Here is an 18,045-nt window from a genome sequence, read left to right on the forward strand (position 1 = left end):
CGGCCACACCCCCCGGGCCCCCGCCGCCGGGCGGGGGCGGCCGGGGGGCCCCCCCGGGGCCGGGGGGGGCGGGGGGGGGGGGCGGGGGGGGGGTTGGGGGGGGGGGGGGGCCCCGCGGTGGGGCGCCCCCCCCCCTTCCCCGTACAGCAGCTCGTGCAGCGGCGGTCTCTCAGACCGTGATGTGCAGGGACGTCGAGCCGTCCGGCTCGGTCACCACGCGGACCTGGGTCAGGTCGGCGACCACGGCGGTCGGGGCGTGCTCGGCCGCGCGCGGGCCGACGCCCAGCACACGCATTCCGGCGGCCCGGCCCGCCTGGATGCCCGCGCCCGAGTCCTCGAAGACGATGCAGTCGGCGGGGTCGAAGCCCAGCTCGGCCGCGCCCTTGAGGAAGCCCTCCGGGTCCGGCTTGCTCGCCCCGACCAGCTCGGCGGTGACCCGGGTCGTCGGCATCGGCAGGGCGGCCGCGCCCATGCGGGCCTGCGCCAGCTTCTCGTCGGCGGAGGTCACCAGGGCGTGCGGCACCTCGGCGATCGCGGCCATGAACGCGGGAGCGCCGCCGACCGGGACGACGCCGTCGGTGTCGGCGGTCTCCTTGGCCAGCATGACCTTGTTGTCGGCGTGGTTCTGCTCCATCGGGCGGTCCGGGAGGAGGACCGCCATGGTGGCGTACCCCTGGCGGCCGTGCACGACCTTGAGCGCCTCGGCCGGGTCGAGCCCGTGCTCCAGGGCCCACTGGCGCCAGCAGCGCTCGACCACGGCGTCGGAGTTGACGAGGGTGCCGTCCATGTCCAGGAGGAGGGCCTTGAAGGGCAGGACAGTGGTGTGCGGCATGAGGTGACTCCAGGGGCGCTCGGGTGGGGCGCGGATCTGCACCGGGTGGGTGCGGGTAACGGAACAAGTGGTTCCGTCCACCGGTCAGGGTTCATGGACGGAACCACTTTGTTCTTCCACGGTACAAAACCGTGGGCGGTTCTGTCACGCCGGGGCCCGGTCGCGGCTCGGCCGGGGGGTTCGTCAGGGTTACGGCAGGGGCCCGGTCACGGCTCGTTCGTCCACGACTCCAGGCGCTCTCGGGTCTGGGGGCCGTACACGCCCTCCGGCTCGTCGTCGATGCTCATGTACGCCTGGAACCGGGCGACCGAGTCCGTCACGTCCTGCGTGTAGCGGCCGTCGGGCGGGCCGTCGTACAGCCCCAGCTGCTGCAGCCGGTCCTGGAGCTCCCGTACGTCGGGGCCGCTCGACCCCTGGGCGAGGGAGCCCGGGGGGACCTGGTCCTTGGGGGGCTTCGGGTCCGGGGTGTGCTGCGGGGGTGTGCTCGGCGGCGGCTGGGGCGTCGTCGGCGGCGCGGTGGTCGCCTTCCGGGACGGCGTGGCCGGGCGGGTGGCGCTGCGGGTCGGGGCGGGGAGGGTCTTGCGGGAGGCGGTCGCGGTGGCGGTGGCGGTGGGCGAGGTGGTCCGGGACGGCGTGGGGGAGGGGGTCGCCTCGGCCACCGAGGTCGGGGCGGTGGTGATGCCGGGGAAGGCGCGGGTGTCCTCGGGGGCGGAGTCGAAGGCGCCCACGGCGAAGGCGGTACCGGCCAGGACGGCGAGGGTGGCGGCGGCCGTGATGAGGAGGGGGCCCCGGCGGCTGCGGGTTTTGGCGGGGGGCTCGGCTTCGGCGAAGGGCGCGGTTCCGGCGGAGGGCTCGGCGAAGGGCTCAGTGGCGGCGGGCGGCTCGGTGAAGGGCCGGGTTCGGGCGGACGGCTCGGTGAAGGGCTCGGAGAGGTGGGGAGGGAGGGGCTGCGTGAGGGGCTCGGCCGGGGGTATCGGCCGCAGCGACATGGTCTGCTCGGCCGGTGCGAGGGGCGGCGGCGGGGCGGAGCTCCCGGCAGGTCGCGCGGCGGTTCCGGTGGGGTTCCCGGCTGGCTCGGTGGGGTTCCCGGCTGGCTCGGCGGGCCGGCCGGGGTTCCCGGCGGGATCGGGGCGGGGGTCGGAGGGTTCCGAGAGGTTGACGTAGGGGCGGATGCGGAGCGGGTTGAAGTCCTCCGCGTCCGCGACCTCGGCCGAGCGTTCCGCGTGGTGGGCCTCGGCGGCGCGGCGGGCGCAGTCGCAGGACGCGGCGCCCGTGCCGGGTCTGTCGGGTCCGCCAGATCCGTCAGGTCCGCCGGATCCGCCGGATCCGCCGGGTCCGATGTCGTCCGGTGCTGCCCGTTCCGTACCGCATTCAGGACATAGGTGTCCGTTTTCCATGAGGTCCCCTCCCTCGAACTGTCAGAGATTATGCAGACCCCCGCCGCCCGGCCCCATGGCCAGGGCCCGGCGCGGCCCCCTCTCGGCAGGCCGATTCCGTACAAAACGACCAGGATGGGGGGTATGGCTCAGGAGAATCAGCAGGGGAGCGAGGGGCCCGTGTCGACCCGGCCGGACGGGAGCGCAGCGCTGCCCGGTGCGGAGCTGTCCCAGCGGGCCGTGCTTGTGTCGATCGGCGCGCTGCTGCTCGGCATGCTGCTCGCCGCCCTCGACCAGACCATCGTGTCCACCGCGCTGCCCACGATCGTCAGCGACCTCGGCGGGATGGACCACCTGTCATGGGTCGTCACCGCGTACATGCTGGCGGCGACGGCCGCGACGCCGCTCTGGGGCAAGCTGGGCGACCAGTACGGGCGCAAGAAGCTGTTCCAGACCGCCATCGTGATCTTCCTGGTCGGGTCCGCGCTGTGCGGCATCGCGCAGAACATGCCCGAGCTGATCGCCTTCCGCGCCCTCCAGGGCCTCGGCGGCGGCGGGCTGATGGTGCTGGCCATGGCGATCGTCGGCGACATCGTCGCGCCGCGCGAACGCGGCAAGTACCAGGGCCTCTTCGGGGCCGTCTTCGGCACGACGAGCGTGCTGGGGCCACTGCTGGGCGGCGTCTTCACCGAGCACCTGAGCTGGCGCTGGGTCTTCTACATCAACCTCCCCGTCGGCATCGTCGCGCTGCTCGTCATCTCCGCCGCACTGCACATCCCCGTCCGCACCACCAAGCACCGCATCGACTACCTCGGCACCTTCCTCATCGCCTCCCTCGCCACCTGCCTGGTCCTCATCGCCTCGCTCGGCGGCACCACCTGGGCGTGGGGTTCGGCGCAGATCATCGGGCTCGCGGTGCTGGGCGTGCTGCTGCTCGTCGCGTTCGTGGCGGTCGAGAAGAGGGCGGCGGAGCCGGTGCTTCCGCCGCGGCTGTTCACCGTGCGGACCTTCGTGCTCAGCTCCGTCATCAGCTTCGTCGTGGGCTTCGCGATGTTCGGCGCGATGACCTACCTGCCGACCTTCCTCCAGGTCGTGCGGGGCGTCACCCCGACCATGTCCGGCGTGTACATGCTGCCGATGGTGCTCGGCATGCTGATCTCCACCACCGGCTCCGGGCAGATCGTCAGCCGCACCGGCCGGTGGAAGGTGTTCCCGGTGGTCGGCACCGCCGTCACCACGATCGGCCTGGTGCTGCTGCACCAGCTCACGCCCACCAGCAGCACCTGGCGGATGAGCCTGTGCTTCTTCGTCTTCGGCGCGGGACTCGGCCTGGTCATGCAGGTGCTGGTCCTGATCGTGCAGAACGCCGTGCCGTACGAGGACCTGGGCGTCGCCACCTCGGGCGCCACCTTCTTCCGCTCGATCGGCGCGTCCTTCGGCGTCGCGATCTTCGGCACGATCTTCACCGGGCGGCTCGACGACAAGCTGCGCAGCGCGCTCGCCGGACAGCAGCTCCCGCCCGGGCTCGACGCCGCCCGGCTGGAGTCCGACCCGCGCGCCATCTCCCAACTCCCCGCCGCCCTGCGCCCCGAGGCGCTGAACGCGTACTCCTCCGCCATCACCGACGTCTTCCTGTACGCGGCCCCGGTCGGCCTGCTGGCCTTCGTGCTGGCCTGGTTCCTCAAGGAGGACCGGCTGCGCGGCTCCGTCACCGCGCCCGAGGCCTCCCAGACGCTGGCCCCCAACCCCGTCGAGCGCACCTCGCGGGACGAGGTGGCGCGGGCGCTGTCCGTGCTGGGCACCCGGGACGGCCGCCGGGCCGCGTACGAACGCATCACGGTGCGCGCCGGGTACGACCACCTGCCGGTGGCGAGCTGGCTGCTGCTGCGGATGCGCCGGAACGGCCTGGTCCAGCCCGCGCTGCTGGCCGAGCGCGGAACCGTACCGCCCGAGGTCGTACGGGAAGGGGCGCGGCAGGTCGAGGAGCGCGGGCTGGCCCGGCGCGAGGGTATGGCGCTGCTGCTCACCGAGAAGGGCGCGGAGGCCGCCGACCGGCTGGCCGTGGCCCGCGAGGAGTCCCTCGCGGAACTCCTCGGCGACTGGTGGGTGCCCGAGCGGCGCGACGAACTCAGCGACATCGTCGAGGAGTTGAGCGGCGAGCTGTGCGGCTCGGACGCGGAACAGCCGACCGGGCTGGCGCAGCTCCGCACGGGCGACTGACGACGGGTCGGGCCCCGGGGGTTCAGGCCCAGGGCGTTCAGACCTCGGCCGTTCAGACCTCGGGGGTGAGGTCCTTCACGAACCAATGCTCGGCGTACTGCTTGGAGTTGAGCGCCCCGACCTCCCGGTAGCCGTGCTTGGCGTACAGGCCGCGCGCCTCCACCAGGTCGTTGCGCGTGTCGAGCTGGATACGCCGGACGCCGTAGGCGCGCGCCGTCCGCTCGACCGCCGCGAGCAGCAGGCCGCCCGCGCCGGTGCCGCGCGCCTCGGGACGCACGAACACCCGTGTCAGCTCGCCCACTTCGGGCTCCAGGAGGACCATTCCGGCGCACGCCGACGGCTTTCCGTCGTACCGGCCGACGACGAACGTGCCCGTCGGCGGGACCAGCAGCTCCGTGCCGTCGTCGGTCAGCCCCTCGTCGATCTCCGACTGCGTCGCGGGCCGGTCCCAGTAGCGGCTGGCGACCTCGTCGTAGTAGTCGCGGCGCAGCGTGGTGGCGTCCGGGGTGCGCGGGTGCTCGGTGGTGATGATCCAGGTCATCCCGTCTCTGTACCGGAGCCGGTGACCGTTTGGCCAACGGATTACGGGCTACCCGGTGGGCGAGAGGCCCGACACAACGCGCCCCGAGAGCAACAAGCACCGGAAAGGCAGAGCATGTCCACAGTCCTGATCATTGTGCTGATCGTGGTGGTCGTGATCGCCGTCGCGGCGGCAGTCGTCTTCCTCGGTCCCGGGCGGGGCCGTGTCGGCGGCGGCAAGTCCCTGAAGAGCCGTTTCGGCCCCGAGTACGACCGTGTACTGGCCCGCCACCAGGGCGACACCAAGGCCGCCGAGCAGGAGCTCGGCGAGCGCGTCAAGCGGTACGGCGACTTCCGGCCGCGCGAGCTGAGCCGGGAACGGCACGAGAGTTACGTGGCCCTGTGGGCCGGTGTCCAGGAGCAGTTCGTCGACTCGCCGCCGAAGGCGGTCGCCGAGGCCCACGGCCTGGTCTCCAAGGTCGCCCTGGAACGCGGCTACCCGCAGGGGGAGCAGGAGCAGATGGACGCCCTGTCCGTGCACCACGCCAAGCACCTCGACGGCTTCCGCCGGGTGGGCCGGGCGGCACGCGGCGAGGGCGGCACCGAAGAGATGCGCGAGGCGCTGGTCGAGGCCCGGGAGCTGTTCGAGGCCCTGGTCACCGACCACGTCGGCCACGGTTCGGCGCACGGCGGCGACCACGGTCACCACGGGACCCGCAAGGACGAGCACGGAACGCACAAGCCGGGCCTGCTGGGCCGGCCCACCAAGGCCAAGGGGAGTGGAGTCTGACATGACGTACGAACCCGGAAACGACAGGCCCGTCGACGCACCGCAGGGCCGGGGCAAGGACCCCTCCGCCCACGGCAGGTCGACCCCCTCCGCACGCGGCATCGACGCCGAACCGGACGCGCTGCACGACCCGGTGCAGGCGGAGCAGCAGCAGCGCACCGCACGGGACTTCGGCGTGACGGGCGCGGGCGCGTCCTCGGACGTCGGCCCGCTGCGCAGGCCGCCGGGCGAGAGCCGCGAGGCGGCGGGCGCGGGGCACGTACCGGGCCAGGACCAGCACCTGACCCCGCCGTCGGCACCGCCGACGGGCACCGGGCACCGGCCCGAGGCGGAGCACCTGACGGGCGGCCGGGACACCGGCGGCCACCTCGGCGGCGAGACCCACCAGCCCGGTCTGCATCAGCCGGGCGACGCCCACCAGCCGGGCGGTCTGCACCAGCCGGGCGGCGCCCACCAGCCGGGCGCGGGCGCCCAGCTCCTCCCGCACGGGGAGCGCGACAAGCTGGGGCTGCGCCTCCAGCAGGCGGTCAACCAGTTCGTGGACGAGCCGCGCCGCGCGGTCGAGGAGGCCGACCACGTCCTGGAGGAGACCGTCCGGCACCTCACCGAGACCCTCGCCGAGCACCGCCGTTCACTGCGCGGCGGCTGGGAGTCCCGGGACCAGGGCACGGAGACCGAGGAACTGCGGGTCGCCCTGCGCAAGTACCGCGAGGTGACGGAGCGGCTGCTCCAGATCTGACCCGTACGGTCTGACCCGTACGGTCTGATCCGTACGGGTCTGACCCGTACGGCGGGTCAGCCGGCCTTCGGGCCGGTCTGCTGAACCACCTCGAACGACCACACCGTGGAACCGGAGGCGGCGGGCCTGGGACGCTCGCCGCCTTCTCCGCCGCCCTGGTGCGCCTGCTTCATGGGCCCCTCCATCCACGCCTTGAAGGCCTCCTCGTCGCGCCACCGCGTGTACACGAGGTACTGGTCGGTGCCCTCCACCGGCCGCAGCAGCTCGAACCACTCGAACCCGTCGGAGCTCTCCACGGTCCCGGCCCGCGACGAGAACCGCTTCTCCAGGACCTCCCGCTGCTCGGCGGGCACGGTCAGTGCGTTGATCTTCACGATGCTCATGCGTTCCATCCTGCCGTACGGGTACGACAGCGGGCCCGGCGGACCTCCGTACCCGGGTGGACCTCAGGACCCCGGCGGGCCTCAGTACAGGGACTGCTGCACGGGCACGCCCCGCAGGGAGTCGAGCAGGACGCGCTCGCCCAAGGGGCGCTTGAGGCGCACGGTGACCGTGGCGAGGAGGCGGTTGGCGGTGCACGGGCCGTCGAGGGAGCCGCCGTCCTTCCGGGGGAGGACGAACCCCGCCAGCACGACGGCCGCACCGGTCTCCAGCACGTCGGCCGTGCCGCCGCCGTCGCAGGCCCCGTGCGGGACGAGCACGGTCACCGAACGCCCGTCGTCGGACACGGACTTGAGGGTCTCCACGGGCATCTGCGCGTACGTCTCCCGCTCCACCGGTGCGATCGGGGACTTCGGGATCACGGACGCGGTCACGGCGGGGCGGCGGAACGGCCTGTCGTAGCCCGCGACCGTGAACTCCCAGGCCGGTACGCGGGCGGTGCCCCGGCTGGTGGCGACCTTCGACGCGGCGAGCCGGACGCCCGTCACCCGCAGGGTGCCCTCCGCGGGCGGGACCTGCTCGGCCTTCTCGCCGAGCAGGTCCAGCGTCTGCCGGGCGGTGAGCGTGCTGACGTGCCCGGTGGTGCCGTCCGGCCAGCGCACTTCGGTGCGGGGAAGGCGGGTGGGCAGGGGGACGGTGGCGACGTAGCGGCCGGAGAGGTGGGCGTCCTTGTCCGTCCCGGAACGGAAGGCGCCCTCGGGGAGTTCGGTGGTGAGCGGGTGCAGCGGATAGAAACCCCGGTGCCAGGTCTCCAGGGCCTTCGCCCCCTGCCAGGCGTCGGCGACCTCCCGCATCCGGGTCCCGCGCTCTTCGCGCCCCTCGGCTTCGGTTCCGTCGACGCCGCACGCGGTGAGGGCGAGGATCAACAGGCCGCAGAGCAGGGACAGTTGACGTGATCTCGGGGTGCTCGACGTACGCATGGCAGCCTCCGGGGCTCGATGCAGGGTCGTGCGGTGTGGGCTGGGACGCCGGGCGGGCGGATCGGGTTCCCCGGGGCGTTGTCAGTGGCGGGCGCTACCGTCGGGGCAAGTGGTCTTTACGGGGGTGGGGAGTGTGCGGGAAGCGGTCGTGACGTCCGGCGGGGCCCGGATGCGATGGGTGGAGCTGCCGGGCGAGGAGCCGTGCCGGGTGTACGTGCACGGGCTGGGCGGTGTCTCGGGGATGTTCGTCGAGGCGGCCTCGCACCCCGCGCTGGCCGGGCGGCGCTCGCTGCTGGTGGACCTGCTGGGGTTCGGGGTGAGTGACCGGCCGGACGACTTCGACTACAGCCTGGAGGCCCACGCGGGGGCGCTGGCGGCGCTGTTGGGGGCGGCCGGGGTGTCGGGGGCCGAGGTCGTCGCGCACAGCATGGGCGGGTCGGTGGCGCTGGTGCTGGCCGAGCGGTGGCCGGAACTGGTGGCGAAGCTGGTGCTGGTGGACGCCAACCTGGACGCGATCACCCCGGCGAAGGGGGCTCCGGGCAGCGGGGGCATCGCCGGGTGGGGCAGCGAGGAGGAGTTCCTCGCCACGGGGTGGGACGCCATGCGGGAGATCGCCGGGGAGACCTGGTGGTCGACGATGAAGACCGGCGGGGCGCGGGCGGTGTACCGCAGCGCGGTGGGGCTGACGCGGGGGAGCGACCCCGTCATGCGGGACCTGCTGCTCGGCCTGAAGATCCCGCGCGGCTACCTGCTGCCGGAGGGCGACCCGCACTTCCGGGGCGGGGCGGGGCTGACGGCGGCCGGGGTCGCGGTCGTCGCCGTGCCGGACTGCGGGCACAACGTCATGACCGACAACGTGGACGGCTTCGCGCGGGCGACCGCAGCCGTGCTGGCGGGGGAGGCCCGATGACCGGCAGCGGTACGGCCCTGAGCACGGACGTCGGGCGCTTCGCGGCGCGCTGGCTGGAGGTGGTCGCGGGCGGGCCCGGCGGCGGCTTCGGCGACGGGGACTTCGTACGGTCGCCCGTCGGGCTGTGGCTGGCGCTGGGGGCGGTCGCCGCCGGGGCGCGGGGGGAGACGGCCGAGGAACTCGGGGCGCTGCTCGGGGTGTCGGGGAAGGAGGCCGCCGAGGCGGTCGAGGCGGTGTCCCGGACGCTGGGCGGGACGGACGCCCTCGGGGTGGCCACCTGCGTCTGGAGCCGGGTGCCGGTGTACCGGGCGTTCCAGGAGGCGATGCCCGGGGTGGCGCTGGGGCACCTCGACCCGGTGGCGATCGACGCGTGGGTGCGGGAGGCGACCGGGGGACTCGTCGAGAAGCTGCCGGTGCGGATCGGGGAGGACATCCTGCTCGCCGTCGTCAACGCCCTCGCCCTGAAGGCCCCGTGGCGGTACCCCTTCGAGGAGTCGGACACCGACGACCGCGACTTCACGGACGCGGCCGGGACACGGCACCGGGTGATGACCATGCACCAGCAGGTGTCCCTGGCCGACGTCTGGACGGTCGGCGGGACCCGGGTGGTCGAACTGCGCACCCGGGCCGAGCGGTGCGGGGCCCCGGTGCGGGTGCGGTTCCTGCTCGGGGAGGAGGGGGCCGGGCCCCGGGACGTGCTGCCCGCCGGCTGGGCCGGGCAGCAGGCGCGCGTCCCGTTCGACGCGGACGCCGTCAGCATCGCGCTGCCCCGCATGGAGCTGCGGACGACCGACGAGGTCACCGAGCGGCTGGCGGTGCTCGGGGTGCACCGGGCCACGAGCGACGACGCCGACTTCTCGGCCATGTCCCCGGAACCGCTCGCCGTGTCGCGGGTGGTGCAGGAGTCGGTGCTGAAGGTGTCCGAGGAGGGGGTGGAGGCGGCGGCCGTCAGCGCGGTGCTGATGGCGCCCGCGGGGGCGCCGCCGCCGTCCCCGCGACGCGTGGAGGTCGTCCGGTTCGACCGGCCCTTCGGGGTGGTGGTGCTGGACGGGGCCGGGGCGCTGCCGCTGTTTATTGCGTGGCAGGAGGGGGTGCCGAAGGGATAGAACGGGGGCTTCTTCGGATGTCGTACGGCAGGAGTGGACACGTGGCTGGTCAAGGTGTTGAGGCGTTCTTCAGGGACGGGCGACTCACCTCCGTGCCGCGCAAGCCGGGGCGGCGGGAGGAGTTGCTCGCGCATCTGACGCGGACGCTCTTCGAGGAGGGGCGCGCGTACTCGGAACGCGAGGTCAACGACACGATCCGGACCGTCCACGAGGACTGCTCGGCGCTGCGCCGGTACTTGGTGGAGGGCGGCTTCCTGACCCGGACGAAGGACGGCAGCACGTACCAGCGCGTGCAGCGCTGAGCGGGCGCCCCTTCAGGGCCGCGGGGCTGCACTCGACCTACCGCTCAGACGCGCCCCTTCAGGGGCGCGGGGCTGTGTTGCACGTGCGGCTCCGCCGCGCTGGGCGCCCCGTCAGGGGCGCGGGGAACTGCGCGACCAGCCACCCACTCACCCGCACGGAACCGTGCAATGGCCCCGCGGGTTTAGGTGAAGGGGCGGGGCTGGGGACCCCTTGCCCCGGCGGGGCGGGGCTGCGCATGCCCGGCACCGGGAGGCGACCCCGGGGCCCCTGCGGTGACGCGCGTCCGGCACAGGTGCTGGGCCAAGGGGCGGCACCCGGGTGGGCCGGGAGCGGGAGGGGCCGCCCCCTTGCCCGCCCGTCCCGCCCCCGGGGGGCGGCCCCGCCGCCCAAGGCGGCTAGGGGGAAGAGGCGGGGAGGGTGGCCCCGCCGCCCAAGGGGGCTAGGGGGGAAGCGGGGGGAAGGGCGGCTCCGCCGTTCACGGGGGCTAGGGGGAAGAGGCGGGGAGGGTGGCCCCGCAGCCCAAGGGGGCGGGGTGGCAAAGGGGTACGGCTGTGGCCCCCACCGAGCGGACGGTGGGGGCCACAGCCGTACCCATGGACCTCGCGCGGAAGCGGAAGCCGGAGGGTCAGGCGGATGTGGCGGCGGCGGAGGCGGCGGCGCGGAGCTGTTCCGCCTCCTCCTCGGTCTCCACGGCGGGCGGCGATCCCGGAAGCGGGCGTCGCGCGCTCTCGGACATGAAGAACACCGCGATGCCGCCGATGACGGCCGCCGCCATCATGTAGTACGCGGGCATCATCAGGTTCCCGGTCCACCCGATCAGCGCGGCCACGAACAGCGGGGTCGTCCCGCCGAACAGCGACACCGAGACGTTGAAGCCGATCGACAGCGACCCGTACCGGGTCTTCGTCGGGAAGAGGGCCGGCAGCGTCGACGGCATCGCGGCGGTGAAGCAGACCTGGAGCAGGCCGAGCACCAGCAGACCGGGGATGATCGCCAGCAGGCTGCCCTGGCGGATCAGCAGCAGCGCCGGGACGGACAGCACCAGGAAGCCCGCGCAGCCGATGGCGATGATCGGGCGGCGGCCGAAGCGGTCGCTGAGCAGACCCGCGAACGGCTGGACGCACATCATGAACGCCATCACGCACAGGATGACCAGCAGACCGTGCGTGGGGTCGTACTTGAGCTGCTCGGTGAGGTACGTCGGCATGTAGGAGAGCAGCATGTAGTTGGTGACGTTGAAGACGAGCACCAGGCCGATGCAGAGCAGCATCGTCCGCCACTGGCCGACGACGGTCTCCTTCAGCGACGGCTTCGCGGGCTTGGGCGCCGCCTTCTTCTCCCGCGTCGCCAGCTTCGCGGCCTGCTTGGCCAGCTTCTTGTCCTCGGCAGCCTGCGCGGCGAAGGCCGGGGTCTCCTCCAGCTTCATCCGCAGGTACAGGCCGATGATGCCCATCGGGCCCGCGACCAGGAACGGGATGCGCCAGCCCCAGGACTCCAGGTCCGGGGTGGAGAGCAGGGCGGTCATGAGGGTGACCAGACCGGCGCCGCAGATGTAGCCCACCAGCGTGCCGAACTCCAGCCAGCTGCCGAGGAAGCCGCGCTTCTTGTCGGGGGAGTACTCGGCGATGAAGGTGGACGCGCCGCCGTACTCGCCGCCGGTCGAGAAGCCCTGCACCAGACGGGCCAGGAAGAGCAGCGCGGGCGCCCACATGCCGATCGTCGCGAAGGACGGGATCAGACCGATGCAGAAGGTCGCCGTCGCCATCATGATCATGGTGATGGCGAGGATCTTCTGGCGGCCGATGCGGTCGCCGAGCGGCCCGAAGACCATGCCGCCGATGGGCCGGACCAGGAAGGCCGCGGCGAACGCGCCGAAGGTCGACAGCGTCTGCGCGGTGGGGTTGTCGCTCGGGAAGAAGACCTTGCCGAGGGTCACCGCGATGTAGCTGTAGACGCCGAAGTCGAACCACTCCATGGCGTTGCCGAGGGCGGCGGCCTTCACGGCCCGCTTCACCTGCGCCGGGTCGGTGACGGTGACGGGAGTCTCGGAGGCCTTGCCCTGGGACGGGGCCCCGGACCGGGGTGCGACGGGGACGGACGTCGACACGTGCTCGCTCGCCTGCTCTCTCTGGGGACGGAAGCAGCCGCATTCCCGGACAAGTGACGTGGGAATGGACAGGGGCCGCCTCATGGTGCGAGGCGACCCAAACCAGACCATAAACGTTTAGTTGCCCTTTGCACTTAGTGCAGAGTTGATCACCCGAGGCCGCTTGTACCCGCTCTCACCTGGTTAAACGCCCCTTTCATGGGTTCTGAGTCAGTTGGCGTGATGTGACGTAAGTCGCAGGGAATGCGCGGAATGAACGGAACTCATCGCCTCGATGTGCCCTGGCAGGGGTACGTCACCGGGCAGCGCGGGGTCCGGTTCCGGGGTGCCGTACGCGGTCCGCATCGGGATCACCCCGGCCCACAGGCCGAGTTCCGCGTCCGGCCCGTCGCCGTCCTCCGGGGGCCCGGCGGCGACCTTGACCGACGCCTCGTCCAGCGGGAGGGCGAGCAGGCAGGTGGCCGCGAGTTCCTTGGGGCTGGGGCGGCGGGCGTAGTCCCACTGGCCGGGGGCGCTCTGCTCGGAGAGCACGCGCAGCCCGTGCAGGAGGGCCTCGGGGTCCGAGCGGTGGGTGATCAGGCGCGGGGTGCCGTAGACCATCGCGGAGCGGTAGTTCAGCCCGTGCTCGAAGACGGAGCGGGCCAGGACGAGGCCGTCGACGTGCGTGACGGTGACGCAGACGGTGGCGTCCGGGGCCCGGACCAGGCTCCGGCCGGCCACCGAGCCGTGCACGTAGAGGGTGCGGGCCGCGACGTCGACCCCGTACACCGTGGGCACCGCCATCGGGGCGCCGTCGACGACCACGGCGAGGTGGCAGACGAAGCCGGCGCGCAGGACCGCGTCGAGGTCGGCGACGGAGGTGCTGCCCTGCTCGCGCAGGCGGCGGTGCCGGGTGCGGTCGGTGACCCTCAGCTCGCCGCCAGGGTGCCGGGTGCGCTCGGTGACCGTCAGCTTGCCGTCAGGGTGCCGACTCTGTTCTTCCAGATCACCGTCTGAGTGCTGACTCTGTTCTTCCAGCTCGCCGCCGGAGTGCTGATTCTGTTCTTCGGTGCCCATGTCCCCACTGATTCAGTCGAAGCAGACGATCACTCCGACTGAATCAGTGGGAACGAGCGACTTCAAGAGGCCACGACCCGCAGCTCCTTGATCCCGTTGATCCACGCCGAGCGCAGCCGCCTCGGGTCGCCCGCCAGCCGCAGGTCGGGCAGCGCGTCCGCGAGGGCGTTGAAGATCAGGTCGATCTCCATCACGGCGAGGGACTTGCCGAGGCAGAAGTGCGGGCCGCCGCCGCCGAAACCCAGGTGGGGGTTGGGGTCGCGGGTGATGTCGAAGTCGCCGGGGTTCTCGAAGACCTCCGGGTCGTGGTTGGCGGAGGAGTAGAAGATGCCGACCCGGTCGCCCTTCTTGATCCGCTGCCCGCCCAACTCCAGGTCCTGGGTGGCCGTCCGCTGGAAGGACACCACCGGCGTCGCCCAGCGCACGATCTCCTCGGCGGCCGTCTTCGGGCGCTCCCGCTTGTACAGCTCCCACTGTTCGGGGTGGGTGAGGAAGGCGTGCATCCCGTGGCTGATCGCGTTGCGGGTGGTCTCGTTGCCCGCCACGGCCAGCAGGATCACGAAGAAGCCGAACTCGTCCGAGGCGAGGTTGCCCTCGTCCTCCGCCGCGACCAGCTGCGAGACGATGTCCTTCGCCGGGCACTCCTTGCGCGCCACCGCCAGGTTCATCGCGTACGAGATCAGCTCCATCGCCGAGTCCGCGCCGACCTCCTCGGTGATCGCGTACTCGGGGTCGTCGTACGCCACCATCTTGTTCGACCAGTCGAAGATCCTGCTGCGGTCCTCCTGGGGTACGCCGATCAGTTCGGCGATCGCCTGGAGGGGGAGCTCCACGGCGACGTCCGTGACGAAGTCGAAGGTGCCGTCGCCCTTCTGCGCCTGCGCCACCGCCGCCTCGACGATCTTCAGCGCGCGGTCCCGGAGGGTGTTCTCCAGCGAGCGGATGGCGCGCGGGGTGAAGCCGCGCTGGACGATCTGCCGGACCCGGGTGTGCTCCGGCGGGTCCATGTTCAGCATGATCAGCTTCTGGGCCTCGATCGCGTCCCGCGGGATGTGCTCGTTGAAGCGGACCACGGCGGTGTTGGTGTTGGAGGAGAACAGCTCGGGATGCGTGGAGACGTACTTGACGTCCTCGTGCCGCGTCACCGCCCAGTACCCCGCGTCGTCGAACCCCGAGATGCCGTGCCGCTGCGCGCACCACCACACGGGCGAGGTCCGGCGCATCGCCGCGAACTCGGGGAGCGGCACACCGGACTGGAGGACGTCGGGATCGGTGAAGTCGAACCCTTCGGGCAGGTCGGACCCTCCGGGAAGTACGGGGCAAGTCATCGGCAACTCCCTCTCGCTCACACGCACCTGACGGCCCATCAGAAGTTGCCCGCAAGGTAGTAACGAGTTCTACAAGTGGCAAGACCCTTGCGCAGTCGGGTCGTTGTTCATGAGACTTGCCCCAGAACTAGAACGCGTACTAATTCTGGTGAGAAGAGGACGAGCTCATGGCCGCGGAACCCGTCATCGTCGAAGCCGTACGCACCCCCATCGGCAAACGCGGGGGAGCGCTCGCCAATCTGCACCCCGCCTACCTCCTGGGCGAGACCTACCGCGAGCTCCTGGCCCGCACCGGCATCCACGCCGACTGCGTCGAGCAGGTCGTCGGCGGCACCGTCACCCACGCGGGCGAGCAGTCCATGAACCCTGCGCGCAACGCCTGGCTCGCCATGGGGCTGCCGTACGAGACGGCCGCGACCACCGTCGACTGCCAGTGCGGCTCCTCCCAGCAGGCCAACCACATGGTCGCCAACATGATCGCCGCCGGAGTCATCGACATCGGCATCGGCTGCGGCGTCGAGGCCATGAGCCGCGTCCCCCTCGGCAGCGGCTCCAAGCACGGCCCCGGCAAGCCCTTCCCCGACGAGTGGAACGTGGACCTGCCCAACCAGTTCGAGGCCGCCGAGCGGATCGCCCGCAACCGGGGCCTGACCCGCGAGCGCGTCGACTCCCTGGGCCTGCTCTCCCAGGAGCGGGCCGCCACCGCCTGGGCGGAGGAGCGCTTCAAGCGGGAGACCTTCGCCGTACAGGTGCCGACGAACGAGGAGGAGCAGGCCGCCGGGCAGGGCATGTGGCGGCTCGTGGACCGCGACGAGGGCCTGCGCGACACCTCCATGGAGGCCCTGTCCCGCCTCAAGCCCGTGATGCCGACCGCCGTGCACACCGCCGGGAACTCCTCCCAGATATCCGACGGCGCCTGCGCGGTCATGTGGGCGTCCAAGCGGATGGCCCGCGCCCTCAAGCTGAAGGCCCGCGCCCGTATCGTCGCCCAGGCGCTGGTCGGCTCCGACCCGCACTACCACCTCGACGGCCCCATCGATGCGACCCGCGCGGTCCTCGGCAAGGCCGGTATGTCACTCAGGGACATCGACCTGGTCGAGATCAACGAGGCCTTCGCCTCGGTGGTGTTGAGCTGGGGCCAGGTCTTCGAGCAGGACCTGGAGAAGGTCAACGTCAACGGCGGGGCCATCGCGCTGGGTCACCCCGTCGGCGCCACCGGGGCCCGCCTGATCACCACCGCCCTGCACGAACTGGAGCGCCGGGACAAGGAGTTCGCCCTCATCACGATGTGCGCGGGCGGCGCGCTGGCCACTGGGACGATCATCCAGCGACTGTGACGCCACGTCATGTCCACCGGCCCACACGGCAGTTCCCCCCACCCCGAGGTGTCGTCAAGTACACCCCGGGGACGGGGGGTCAGTCGCATGGTGGGACCATGCCCCGCGAACCTACCGTCGAGCCATGAAGCAGACACGCACCGTCGCAGCCGCCCTCACCGTCGCCGCCCTCATCGGCCTCACCGCCGCCCCGGCCCTCGCGGTCACCGCCCCCGCCCCGGCCGAGCAGGCCCAGCAGGCCCCGCACACCGCCCGGGGCACCCTGATCTCCGTCACCCCCGTCGCCGACCTCACCCGTGACCAGGTGCGGGCCTTCGTCACCCAGGGCGGGCTCGTCGCCGAGCCGGTCCGGCACGGCATCACCGCGTACCGCCTGATCTACCGCACGGTCACCCCGCAGGGCGCCCCCACCACGGCCAGTGGCCTCCTCGTCCTCCCCAAGAACACCGGCAAGAGGCTCTCCCTCGTCTCCGACACCCACGGCACCATGGTCCACCGCGACTACGCGCCGTCCGTCGCCGAGGACTTCGGCAAGCTCTCGCCGTACTTCTACGCCAGTACGGGCCGGGCCGTCGCCGCCCCCGACTACCTGGGCCTCGGCAAGGGGCCCGGCAGCCACCCGTACATGGACACGAAGTCCGCCGTCACCGCGACCGTCGACATGATCGCCGCCTCCCGCCAGGCCGCCGGACGTCTCGGCAAGCAGCTCGCACGCGGGGTGTACGCGACCGGGTTCTCCCAGGGCGGCCAGGTCGCCATGGCGGTCGGCCGCGAGCTCTCGAAGACCGGCGACCTCAAGGCGCTGGCCCCCGTCGCGGGCCCCTACGACCTGTCCGGCACCGAGATCCCCGCCCTGTACGACGGCCGGGTCAACCCCATGAGCGGCCTCTTCTACACCTCGTACTTCCTCACCGCACAGAACAAGATCCACCACCTCTACCAGGACCCCGCCGAGGTCTTCCGCCAGCCGTACGCCCAGGTCGTCGACGGTCTCTTCGACTCGCAGCACACCGAGGAGGACGTCGCCAAGGCCCTCCCGGGCAGCGTCAAGGAGCTCCTCACCCCCGCGTTCTACGAGAAGATGCGCCACCCCAGCGGGAAGCTCCTCCAGGTGATCAAGGGCAACGACGGCACCTGCGACTGGAAGCCCCGCGTCCCCACCCGGCTCTACACGTCCTCCGGCGACACCGACGTACCCATCGGCAACGCCCGCACGTGCGCCGCCGACCTGGCCGCGAACGGCCTGAAGGCCCCGGTGCTCGACCAGGGGGAGGTCGACCACTTCGGGGCCTTCAAGAAGTCCGCGCCGCAGATCGCGCGGTGGTTCAACACGCTGGACTAGAGCCGGGGGCTCAGTACCAGTGGTTCTGCTGCCAGAAGTTCCAGGCGCCGCACGGGCTGCCGTAACGGGAGTTCATGTAGTCGAGACCCCACTTGATCTGGGTCTTCGGGTTTTCCTTCCAGTCCGCGCCCGCGGAGGACATCTTCGACGCGGGCAGCGCCTGGACCAGGCCGTAGGCGCCGGAGGAGGTGTTGGTCGCGTGGTGGTTCCAGCCGGACTCGTGGGCCACGATGTTGCTGAAGCACTGGAACTGGTTGGCGGGCATCATCTGCCGGGCCGTGTCCTGGGCGGACGACGGCGCAGCCGCTGCTCCGGAAGCCGAGCCGAGGACCGCGCCCGCAGCGCCCAGCAGGGCGGTGGCGCCGACGACGGCGGACTTCTGGCGGGCGGAGAAGCGGCTGATGAAGGCGAACGACACGAAGGGACCTAACGATCGGGAACAGGGGGCCGCGCTCAAGGACCCGAAGGTCCGAAACGGGGGCGCCGGGACCGGCGGCGGTGGTGCTGAAGCCGTCCGGCGTCCTGCGGCTCCACCAATGAAGCAGCCGCCGACGGGGCTGGCAAACACCCCGGGTACTAGTGGAAGCGGTGCGTCGGGCAGAACTGCCCCCCTCCGCTCCGGCGAGGAATGACCAGCTCAGCGCAGGCGTGCAGGGGTCGGTGAGCACCCCGCGAGGACTACGAGTCCCGATAGTGGAGGACCAAAGTCCTATGGGCCG

The 18,045-nt window shown here is 72.1% G+C and carries 17 protein-coding genes; 8 read left to right on the top strand and 9 right to left on the bottom strand.

Annotated features, from left to right (window positions below):
* Nucleotides 1-169: 169 nt before the first annotated feature.
* The gene (locus tag ACIO3O_RS40925) at nucleotides 170-832 is read right to left on the bottom strand and encodes an HAD-IA family hydrolase (RefSeq protein ID WP_401755501.1); all 663 of its coding nucleotides are present in this window, start codon (nucleotides 830-832) and stop codon (nucleotides 170-172) included.
* 206 nt (nucleotides 833-1,038) lie between these two features.
* Complete coding sequence (locus ACIO3O_RS40930) at nucleotides 1,039-1,821, bottom strand: peptidoglycan-binding protein (RefSeq protein WP_401755504.1); 783 nt, start codon at nucleotides 1,819-1,821, stop codon at nucleotides 1,039-1,041.
* A 531-nt stretch (nucleotides 1,822-2,352) separates the two neighbouring features.
* Here ACIO3O_RS40930 and ACIO3O_RS40935 point away from each other — a divergent pair.
* Nucleotides 2,353-4,428 (top strand): MDR family MFS transporter, encoded by a 2,076-nt coding sequence (locus ACIO3O_RS40935; protein WP_401755507.1) that lies wholly within the window; start codon nucleotides 2,353-2,355, stop codon nucleotides 4,426-4,428.
* Nucleotides 4,429-4,480: 52 nt separating this feature from the next.
* Here the strand turns inward: ACIO3O_RS40935 and ACIO3O_RS40940 are convergent, their stop codons facing one another.
* On the bottom strand, nucleotides 4,481-4,969 hold the full coding sequence (locus ACIO3O_RS40940; protein WP_401755510.1) for a GNAT family N-acetyltransferase: 489 nt from the start codon (nucleotides 4,967-4,969) through the stop codon (nucleotides 4,481-4,483).
* 114 nt (nucleotides 4,970-5,083) lie between these two features.
* Between ACIO3O_RS40940 and ACIO3O_RS40945 the strand changes: the two genes are divergently transcribed.
* Both ACIO3O_RS40945 and ACIO3O_RS40950 read left to right on the top strand, forming a co-directional pair.
* The gene (locus ACIO3O_RS40945; RefSeq protein WP_401755512.1) at nucleotides 5,084-5,737 is read left to right on the top strand and encodes a hypothetical protein; all 654 of its coding nucleotides are present in this window, start codon (nucleotides 5,084-5,086) and stop codon (nucleotides 5,735-5,737) included.
* Nucleotide 5,738: 1 nt separating this feature from the next.
* Nucleotides 5,739-6,476 carry a hypothetical protein gene (locus ACIO3O_RS40950; RefSeq protein WP_401755515.1) on the top strand — a complete coding sequence of 246 codons (738 nt, stop codon included), beginning with the start codon at nucleotides 5,739-5,741 and terminating at the stop codon, nucleotides 6,474-6,476.
* Nucleotides 6,477-6,532: 56 nt separating this feature from the next.
* Here the strand turns inward: ACIO3O_RS40950 and ACIO3O_RS40955 are convergent, their stop codons facing one another.
* Together ACIO3O_RS40955 and ACIO3O_RS40960 are read right to left on the bottom strand one after the other, a co-directional pair.
* A complete protein-coding gene (locus ACIO3O_RS40955) occupies nucleotides 6,533-6,859 on the bottom strand; it encodes an antibiotic biosynthesis monooxygenase family protein (RefSeq protein ID WP_401755517.1) in 327 nt (108 codons plus the stop codon).
* An 81-nt stretch (nucleotides 6,860-6,940) separates the two neighbouring features.
* Entirely contained in the window at nucleotides 6,941-7,837 is an 897-nt protein-coding gene (locus ACIO3O_RS40960; protein ID WP_401755520.1) for a hypothetical protein, read from the bottom strand.
* Nucleotides 7,838-7,970: 133 nt separating this feature from the next.
* Between ACIO3O_RS40960 and ACIO3O_RS40965 the strand changes: the two genes are divergently transcribed.
* From ACIO3O_RS40965 to ACIO3O_RS40975, 3 genes are read left to right on the top strand one after another with little or no spacing between them, the layout of a single operon-like run.
* Complete coding sequence (locus tag ACIO3O_RS40965; RefSeq protein WP_401755523.1) at nucleotides 7,971-8,747, top strand: alpha/beta fold hydrolase; 777 nt, start codon at nucleotides 7,971-7,973, stop codon at nucleotides 8,745-8,747.
* On the top strand, nucleotides 8,744-9,853 hold the full coding sequence (locus ACIO3O_RS40970; protein WP_401755526.1) for a serpin family protein: 1,110 nt from the start codon (nucleotides 8,744-8,746) through the stop codon (nucleotides 9,851-9,853). The genes ACIO3O_RS40965 and ACIO3O_RS40970 overlap by 4 nt, the downstream gene beginning before the upstream one ends.
* A 41-nt stretch (nucleotides 9,854-9,894) precedes the next feature.
* Complete coding sequence (locus ACIO3O_RS40975; protein ID WP_401755528.1) at nucleotides 9,895-10,155, top strand: DUF2087 domain-containing protein; 261 nt, start codon at nucleotides 9,895-9,897, stop codon at nucleotides 10,153-10,155.
* Nucleotides 10,156-10,781: 626 nt separating this feature from the next.
* Here the strand turns inward: ACIO3O_RS40975 and proP are convergent.
* From proP to ACIO3O_RS40990, 3 genes are all read right to left on the bottom strand, one after another.
* Complete coding sequence (gene proP, locus ACIO3O_RS40980; RefSeq protein WP_401755531.1) at nucleotides 10,782-12,263, bottom strand: glycine betaine/L-proline transporter ProP; 1,482 nt, start codon at nucleotides 12,261-12,263, stop codon at nucleotides 10,782-10,784.
* A gap of 210 nt (nucleotides 12,264-12,473) precedes the next feature.
* The gene (locus ACIO3O_RS40985; protein ID WP_401755534.1) at nucleotides 12,474-13,319 is read right to left on the bottom strand and encodes a pyridoxamine 5'-phosphate oxidase family protein; all 846 of its coding nucleotides are present in this window, start codon (nucleotides 13,317-13,319) and stop codon (nucleotides 12,474-12,476) included.
* A gap of 62 nt (nucleotides 13,320-13,381) precedes the next feature.
* The gene (locus tag ACIO3O_RS40990) at nucleotides 13,382-14,647 is read right to left on the bottom strand and encodes a cytochrome P450 (RefSeq protein WP_401755537.1); all 1,266 of its coding nucleotides are present in this window, start codon (nucleotides 14,645-14,647) and stop codon (nucleotides 13,382-13,384) included.
* A gap of 167 nt (nucleotides 14,648-14,814) precedes the next feature.
* Here ACIO3O_RS40990 and ACIO3O_RS40995 point away from each other — a divergent pair, with 167 nt between their 5' ends.
* The gene (locus tag ACIO3O_RS40995) at nucleotides 14,815-15,984 is read left to right on the top strand and encodes a steroid 3-ketoacyl-CoA thiolase (protein WP_401755540.1); all 1,170 of its coding nucleotides are present in this window, start codon (nucleotides 14,815-14,817) and stop codon (nucleotides 15,982-15,984) included.
* Nucleotides 15,985-16,108: 124 nt separating this feature from the next.
* Nucleotides 16,109-17,326 (top strand): alpha/beta hydrolase family protein, encoded by a 1,218-nt coding sequence (locus ACIO3O_RS41000; protein ID WP_401755543.1) that lies wholly within the window; start codon nucleotides 16,109-16,111, stop codon nucleotides 17,324-17,326.
* Between the two features lie 10 nt (nucleotides 17,327-17,336).
* Here ACIO3O_RS41000 and ACIO3O_RS41005 read toward each other — a convergent pair whose 3' ends face one another.
* Nucleotides 17,337-17,744, bottom strand: coding sequence for a transglycosylase SLT domain-containing protein (locus tag ACIO3O_RS41005; protein ID WP_401755546.1), 408 nt, complete (start codon nucleotides 17,742-17,744; stop codon nucleotides 17,337-17,339).
* Nucleotides 17,745-18,045 lie beyond the last annotated feature (301 nt).

This window comes from Streptomyces sp. NPDC087440 (genome assembly GCF_044744005.1).
Lineage (GTDB): Bacteria > Actinomycetota > Actinomycetes > Streptomycetales > Streptomycetaceae > Streptomyces.

Bases quoted from the DNA above. Each gene is read 5' to 3' on its own strand.
- ACIO3O_RS40925 (WP_401755501.1), bottom strand. From the start codon at position 832: ATGCCGCACACCACTGTCCTGCCCTTCAAGGCCCTCCTCCTGGACATG.
- ACIO3O_RS40930 (WP_401755504.1), bottom strand. From the start codon at position 1,821: ATGTCGCTGCGGCCGATACCCCCGGCCGAGCCCCTCACGCAGCCCCTC.
- ACIO3O_RS40935 (WP_401755507.1), top strand. From the start codon at position 2,353: ATGGCTCAGGAGAATCAGCAGGGGAGCGAGGGGCCCGTGTCGACCCGG.
- ACIO3O_RS40940 (WP_401755510.1), bottom strand. From the start codon at position 4,969: ATGACCTGGATCATCACCACCGAGCACCCGCGCACCCCGGACGCCACC.
- ACIO3O_RS40945 (WP_401755512.1), top strand. From the start codon at position 5,084: ATGTCCACAGTCCTGATCATTGTGCTGATCGTGGTGGTCGTGATCGCC.
- ACIO3O_RS40950 (WP_401755515.1), top strand. From the start codon at position 5,739: ATGACGTACGAACCCGGAAACGACAGGCCCGTCGACGCACCGCAGGGC.
- ACIO3O_RS40955 (WP_401755517.1), bottom strand. From the start codon at position 6,859: ATGAGCATCGTGAAGATCAACGCACTGACCGTGCCCGCCGAGCAGCGG.
- ACIO3O_RS40960 (WP_401755520.1), bottom strand. From the start codon at position 7,837: ATGCGTACGTCGAGCACCCCGAGATCACGTCAACTGTCCCTGCTCTGC.
- ACIO3O_RS40970 (WP_401755526.1), top strand. From the start codon at position 8,744: ATGACCGGCAGCGGTACGGCCCTGAGCACGGACGTCGGGCGCTTCGCG.
- ACIO3O_RS40985 (WP_401755534.1), bottom strand. From the start codon at position 13,319: ATGGGCACCGAAGAACAGAATCAGCACTCCGGCGGCGAGCTGGAAGAA.
- ACIO3O_RS40990 (WP_401755537.1), bottom strand. From the start codon at position 14,647: ATGACTTGCCCCGTACTTCCCGGAGGGTCCGACCTGCCCGAAGGGTTC.
- ACIO3O_RS40995 (WP_401755540.1), top strand. From the start codon at position 14,815: ATGGCCGCGGAACCCGTCATCGTCGAAGCCGTACGCACCCCCATCGGC.
- ACIO3O_RS41000 (WP_401755543.1), top strand. From the start codon at position 16,109: ATGAAGCAGACACGCACCGTCGCAGCCGCCCTCACCGTCGCCGCCCTC.